Source organism: Kitasatospora sp. NPDC085895, from assembly GCF_040702125.1.
In the GTDB taxonomy this organism is placed as follows: domain Bacteria; phylum Actinomycetota; class Actinomycetes; order Streptomycetales; family Streptomycetaceae; genus Kitasatospora; species Kitasatospora arboriphila.
In genome coordinates, this window is sequence record NZ_JBFBJY010000176.1 from 1 (window position 1) to 5,976 (window position 5,976).

Sequence of the window (5,976 nt, forward strand, 5' to 3'; positions counted from 1 at the left end):
ACCTGCCCCGAATGCGGGCACGCCTCGAAGGAGAACCGGCCCGATCAGGCAACCTTCCGCTGCGTCGGCTGCGGCCACCAGGCGCACGCCGACACCGTGGGAGCCATCAACGTTCTACGGGCCGGGCTGGTCCGTCGCAACGCCCGGAAGGGTTAGCGAGAAGCCCCCGGCTTCAGCCGGGGGAGGAGTCACGGTTGGGAGCCTCGACTGCGTCGCAGGCAGCTCACGTTGCGGTGCCTGGACAGGAATCCGACCCCTGCAAATCCGAGGCTGATTGCTTGGCCGCCCGCGGCTTGAGGGAACGGCCGGTCTATAGTCGAGCTCGGTCAGGCAGCAGCGGGAGCGGTCCGCTCGACCAGCTGACCATGTTCGAAGCGGGTTCCGGCGCAGATCAGGGGGACGAGGTGGGCGCCGTCGATCGAGCGTCGGCGGGCTTGGGCGGATTCGACGAGTTTGAAGACCATGGCAAGGGCCGCGACGCGGGAGCCTGCGCCCTTGGTAACCCTGGTACGGAGCCGGACGGTGGCAAAGGTCGACTCGATGGGGTTGGTGGTCCGCAGGTGATCCAGTGCTCGGCCGGGAAGTCGTAGAAGGTCAGTAGCGTGTCCGGGGTCGTCGGTGATCTTCTTGACGGCCTTGGGGAACTCCGCGCCGTAAAGCCTGGCGAAGGTCTTGATCGCCTGTTCGACATGTTCGCGGTCCTCGGCGTTGTAGATGTCCTGCAGGGTCTTCTTCGCCGTCGGCTGGGCCGACTTCGGCAGGGCGTCCAGAACATTGGCGGTCTTGTGTCTTGTGGACTCAGCATCTCTGCTCGCGGGTGTCGGGTAAGACCTCGCGCAGGGCTTTCCAGAAGCCGAGCGCGCCGTCGCCGACCGCGAGCACCGGGGCGCGCATGCCGCGGCGGGCGCAGTCCCGCAGCAGGCAGGCCCAGGATTCCGAGGATTCGCGGTAGCCGTCGGCCATCGCGACCAGTTCCTTGATGCCGTCGACCCAGACGTAGACGTAGTCGGTGCCGTACAGGTCGCGGTCCTGGAAGGCGGCGTGGTCGGCTTGCCGCTGCTGAGGGAGCCGAGTGATGGTGGCTGCGGGCAGCCCCGTGCTGGAGCCGAGGAACTGCTGCAGGGCGGGCACGAAGTCGCCGGTGGACAGGCCGTGCAGGTAGAGCAGTGGCAGCACCTCGGCAATCTTCGGTGACCTGCGGCACCAGGGCGCCATGATCGCCGAGGAGAACCGTTGGCGTTCCCCGGTGGTCTCGCCGACCCGCTTGTCGTTGACCCGCGGGGCTCGCACCTCGACCGATCCGGCTGCGGCGGTGACCTTCCGCGGCTTGTGGTGGCCGTTGCGCACCACCAGCCGGCGGCCGCTCTCTTCCCGCCGGTCGGCCAACTCAGCTATGTAGGGCGTTGACCTCGGCCTCCGGCGCGGTGGCCAGCATCCGCCGGGCGCATTCCCGGACGATCTCGTCCAGCAGCGATGTTCCGCCGGTGGTGGTGCCGTCGGTGTTGACTGCAGTGAGCACGGACGTGCCTTCCCGACCGACGCGCCCACGTTGGCCTTGCTCGGTGGCCTATCGGTCGATGACCAGGGAAGGTACGTCCTCCCCAGCGATCCACAGGTTCCGAGTATTGCTCCGAGGTCGGCGATGTGGGCTCGGTCAGCTGTGGCTAGATTCTTGGCATGCCTTCACACCTCAGTCGCGGTACTTCAGGAGCCATCCGGCGCTTCGCGGGCTGGCTCGCCCGGGGCACTGTGGGCTACCCAATGCTCGAAGGGGTGGACTACTGGGAAGAGCTCCGTGACTCGCCGTCTCAGGCGGAGACCTGCTTCGCCATCTTTGCCAACGTCCTTGAACTGGACGAGCTGGGAGAGCCGGTCAACGAGAAGCACGCTGAGCGCAGAGCTGCAACGTGGCTCTACAAGTACTGCACCGGGGAGCTGCCGCCGGGCGAGCCGGACATCGAGCCATGGGAGTGCGAACTTCATTGACTCTTGCGCACCGGATCTTGCTTGACTGAGGAATTGTCAAAATCTGTGGACGGGGGAGGACGGACGCTGGTGGGCTGCCGGAGCTCATGCGGCTATGGCCACGGGGTCTCATCCCAGTGCGAGCCAGGTGACGCCCATGCGGACGATCCGGGAGGTCTCCTCGGGCTCCAGCGGCTCTCGTCCGGTGATCTTGCGGAGAAAGCGGGCATGGCCCCATCCCAGCTCGGTCGCCCCGCTCGTGTCCGGTCCGGCGAGGAATTCCAGCAGCAGATCGGCGGCCGACGGCGTCAGCCATGCCTCACGCCCGAGTGCGTCGGCCAAGTCGATCCCGTGCACGGCGACTTCGAAGACGCGCGTCAGCATGAAGTCGGCCAGCAGCATCGCGTCGCCGTGCCGTGTCCGCACCACCCGGCGCTCCGGCTCCTTCCGGCACAGCTCCTGCGCGTTCCGCCAGGTTCGGGCGAAGTCGGCGACGAGGTCGGCGCCCGAGCGGTGACGGGCGGCCCGGTCTCGTCCCAGCTCGATTCGGGCCGTGTTGGTCGCGGTGCTGAAGCGGCGGTCCGGCCTGTAGTACTCGGCCGCGGAGACCTCCGGGACTTCGGGAGCCCGGCCGTCGATCATGCCGGGGACCCAGTCCAGGACGACGCAGAGGTGGCCCAGCAGTTCCCGGACGGACCACGGTGCACACCGTGTCGGGCGGTCCCACGCGGCTTCGGGCGAGCCCGCAAGTTCCCTGCCGAGCACTTCGGCCTCTGTCTCGAACGTGTCCAACACCCGGGTGAGGTCCATGATCGCCAGGTTAGCAGCGGGCCCCACTGGCGGTCTGTGGTCAGGCCGCGGCCGAGGTTTCCGGGCGTTCGATCAGGACGCCGTTCTCGAAGCGGGCGCCGGCGCGGACGAGGGAGACCAGGTGGGCGCCGGTGATCGCCCGCCAGCGGTCCTGAGCGGACTCGACGAGCTTGAACACCATCGCGAGCGCGGCAGCCGGGCTTCCGGCGCCGCGGGTGACCTTGGTGCGGAGCTTGACCGTGGAGAACGTGGACTCGATGGGATTGGTGGTCCGCAGGTGGATCCAGTGCTCGGCCGGGAAGTCGTAGAACGCGAGCAGTTCCTCGCGGTCCTCGGTGATCTTCGCGACCGCCTTCGGGAACTTGGCACCGTAGGTCCTGGCGAACGCCTCGATCGCCTTCTCCGCGTGCGCGCGGTCCTCCGCGTTGTAGATCTCCTGCATCGCCTTCGTCGCGCCCGGCTGAGCGGACTTCGGCAGGCAGTTGGTGACGTTTCGGGCCTTGTGGACCCAGCACCTCTGGTGCCGGGCGGCCGGGAAGACCTCCGCAGTGCCTTCCACAGTCCCATCGCGCCGTCGCCGACGACCAATTCGGGGTCGCGCATGCTGCGCCGGCGGCAGTCGCGCAGCAGGTCAGCCCACGATTCCGTGGACTCCCGCAGCCCCTCCGCCAGCGCGATCAGCCCCTTGGTACCGTCCAGGCGCACGCCGAGCAGCACCAGGACGCAGGAGTGCGCTTGGCCAAGACGGACCTTGGGGTACACGCCGTTGGCCCACACGTAGACGAAGTCACGATCCGACAGGTCGCGGGCCTGGAAGGCGGCGTGGTCGTCGCTCCACTGCCTGGTCAGCCGGGGCACGGTGGCCGGTGACAGGCCGGCCGTGCCGCCGAGGAACTGCTCCAATGCCGGCACGAAGTCGCCGGAGGACAGGCCGTGCAAGTAGAGCAGGGGCAGCACCTCGGAGACCTTCGGCGACCTGCGGCACCACGGCGCGAGGATCTTCGAGGAGAACCGCTTCTGATCTTGTCGGTTCGGGGTGACGTCATGGTGGTGTGAGGGTCAGTCTGGTCTCGGCGATGAAGCCGTCGAGGAGGTCGGGGCGGTACTGCATCTTCTTCAGCCGGGTACGGACCTGGGTGGCAAGTTGGTCGGTGGTGCCGGCGGCGAGGTTGCCCAGGGACCTCTTCAGGTGTACCTAGACGCCCTCGTCGGGGTTCAGCTGCGGGCAGTACGGCGGGAGCCGGTAGGCCGTCAGCCACGGCCACGCGGCGAGGAGATTGCGCATCGCGGTGTCCTTGTGGATCGTGGCGTTGTCCTAGATCAGCACGATGTCACGGCCGCCAAGCTGATGGTGGGCCGCGTCCAGCAGCCGAGCCAGATCCAGTTCTTCGAAGCCCTCCTTCTCGCCCTTGCGGTGGTGATGGACCAGCATCCGAAAGATCAGACGGGCGCGCTCTCCGGGCCGGACACAGATCATCGAGGCCAGCGAGATCCGCCCCGAGCCGCTGCCCGTCACGTCCACCACCGGGGTGTGTCCGCGACGGGACCAGGTCCGCGCCTTCGGCGGGCGCAGGCCCTGTCCGGCCTCGTCCTCGAAGCACAGCCACGCGCCCTGGTGCCTCACCGTCTTTCCACCCGCGGCCAGGTCTCCTTCACCCAGGTCGCCACCGCCTGCTCGTCCCGCTTGAGGGCCCGGTGCTGCGGCACCTGCACGCTGAAGCCCATCTCGTGCAGGATCCGCGCGGTCTGCTTGATGCTGAACCGCACGTGAAAGCGGCGCGCGATCACCGTCGCCACCCTCGCCAGGGTCCAGCGCTGGTCCTCCACCCAGCCGTGCGCGGCCGGCCCCTGCTCCAGCGCCTCCGCCAGCCAGGCCCGCCACTCGGGTCTCATCCGGGACGGCCGCCCGCTCGGCCCCCTGGACGCCAGCGCACCGGTGCCGCCCGCCGCCCAGCGCGCATGCCAGGCATAGGCCGACTTCCGCGAGACCCGCAACCGCTCGGCCACCAGCGGGGGCGTGATCCCCTCCTCGAACATGCCGGCGGCCTCCAGGCGCACCAGCTCCCGCCGGGCCCGCTCCCGCGCGGTCAGGCCACCACCATCGGGATACCTCATACCTCCGGCCTACACCCACACCGGACAGCCACCACCCCGAACCGACAAGATCAGTTGCGCTCACCGGTCGCTTCGTCGACCCGGCGGTCGTTCACCCGCGGGGCCCTGACCTCCACTGGTCCGGCCGCGGTAACCACGGTGCGCGGCCGGTGGTGGCCGTTGCGGACCACCAGCCGCCGCCCCTTCTCGTTGGTCTCGGCCGCCAGCTCGGCTATGTACTGGTTGACCTCCGCTTCCAGGGCGGCGGCCAGCATGCGGCGGGCGCCCTCACGGGCGATCTCGTCGATCAAGGAGCCGGACTGGGTGGAGCCGTCGTCGGTGACTACGCTGAGCACGGGGGTGCCTTCCCGACCCGCGCTGCGAACGCGGGCCTACTCGGTGACCATCACAGGATCACCGCGGGAAGGCACGCCCTCCGCGTCCCCTCCCGCGGTGATCCACAGGTTCCGAGCATTGCTCGCCAGGAGACGGCCCGCAGGGCTCGCCCGTCCCAGCACCGGCAGGACGGCGGTCACGACCAGGCCCGCCAGCAGCGGCCGGACACCCGCGCCGTCGAGGAGGAAGCCCCCGGCCGCGGCCGTGGTGCAGGCGGCGGAGGCGATGGCGAGCAGCGGGAGGACGAGGAATAGCAGCGCGGCCGGGCTGCAGCCGCCCCCTCCGGGTAGCGGCGCGCCAGACGCAGGGCCACCAGGTGGTCGACGACGGCGGAGGTCGTCGGATCCGACCGCATCATGATCCGGAGATACCCGATGGACACAGGGTTCTCGACCGGGGGGATCGCCACCACGGCCTCCCCGATCGGCCCGTGACCAACATCGTCCCATCCGTCAGCAGGACGGCCCGACCCGCCAGGTGCATCCGGGACAGCGCGGTGTCCGCCCTCCGGTCCGCCCCGCCCGCCAGGTGCGCCGGCCGTTCCGGAGTCGGCTCACGCCGCACCCTGTCCCCCCGTTCCCGTCACCCCGGGTAGCCGATCTCCGCCAGATCCTCTTGCAGGTCCTCCAGGTCGGCCTCCGGATTGAGGGCGTCCACCACGGCCTGGGTGAGCGGCCGGTGCGCGAAGACGTGCCGGACGGCCGCCAGGTC

At 69.4% G+C, this 5,976-nt stretch carries 6 protein-coding genes and 3 pseudogenes; 2 read left to right on the forward strand and 7 right to left on the reverse strand.

From position 1 onward, the window contains the following. Window positions 1-156 (forward strand): zinc ribbon domain-containing protein (locus tag AB0442_RS41580; RefSeq protein ID WP_366168726.1); only part of this gene is annotated, 156 nt, incomplete at its 5' end. A 170-nt stretch (window positions 157-326) separates the two neighbouring features. Here AB0442_RS41580 and AB0442_RS41585 read toward each other — a convergent pair. Further along, a pseudogene (locus AB0442_RS41585) lies at window positions 327-1,519 on the reverse strand (IS256 family transposase). A gap of 158 nt (window positions 1,520-1,677) precedes the next feature. Here AB0442_RS41585 and AB0442_RS41590 point away from each other — a divergent pair. Next, window positions 1,678-1,986: a hypothetical protein gene (locus AB0442_RS41590; protein WP_366168722.1), complete on the forward strand. Its 309-nt coding sequence runs from the start codon at window positions 1,678-1,680 to the stop codon at window positions 1,984-1,986. A gap of 108 nt (window positions 1,987-2,094) precedes the next feature. On the opposite strand, the gene AB0442_RS41595 is transcribed toward AB0442_RS41590, so the two are convergent. From AB0442_RS41595 to AB0442_RS41620, 6 genes and pseudogenes are all read right to left on the reverse strand, one after another. Continuing rightward, entirely contained in the window at window positions 2,095-2,775 is a 681-nt protein-coding gene (locus AB0442_RS41595; RefSeq protein WP_366168723.1) for a maleylpyruvate isomerase family mycothiol-dependent enzyme, read from the reverse strand. Between the two features lie 40 nt (window positions 2,776-2,815). After that, window positions 2,816-3,798 (reverse strand): annotated as a pseudogene (locus tag AB0442_RS41600) (IS256 family transposase); the annotation flags it as partial. 172 nt (window positions 3,799-3,970) lie between these two features. Then, window positions 3,971-4,078 carry a hypothetical protein gene (locus AB0442_RS41605; RefSeq protein WP_366168727.1) on the reverse strand — a complete coding sequence of 36 codons (108 nt, stop codon included), beginning with the start codon at window positions 4,076-4,078 and terminating at the stop codon, window positions 3,971-3,973. Window positions 4,079-4,090: 12 nt separating this feature from the next. Further along, complete coding sequence (locus AB0442_RS41610; RefSeq protein WP_366168724.1) at window positions 4,091-4,399, reverse strand: transposase; 309 nt, start codon at window positions 4,397-4,399, stop codon at window positions 4,091-4,093. Next, the gene (locus AB0442_RS41615; RefSeq protein WP_366168725.1) at window positions 4,396-4,890 is read right to left on the reverse strand and encodes a winged helix-turn-helix domain-containing protein; all 495 of its coding nucleotides are present in this window, start codon (window positions 4,888-4,890) and stop codon (window positions 4,396-4,398) included. The genes AB0442_RS41610 and AB0442_RS41615 overlap by 4 nt, the downstream gene beginning before the upstream one ends. 56 nt (window positions 4,891-4,946) lie before the next feature. After that, a pseudogene (locus AB0442_RS41620) lies at window positions 4,947-5,225 on the reverse strand (transposase); the annotation flags it as partial. Window positions 5,226-5,976: the final 751 nt, after the last annotated feature.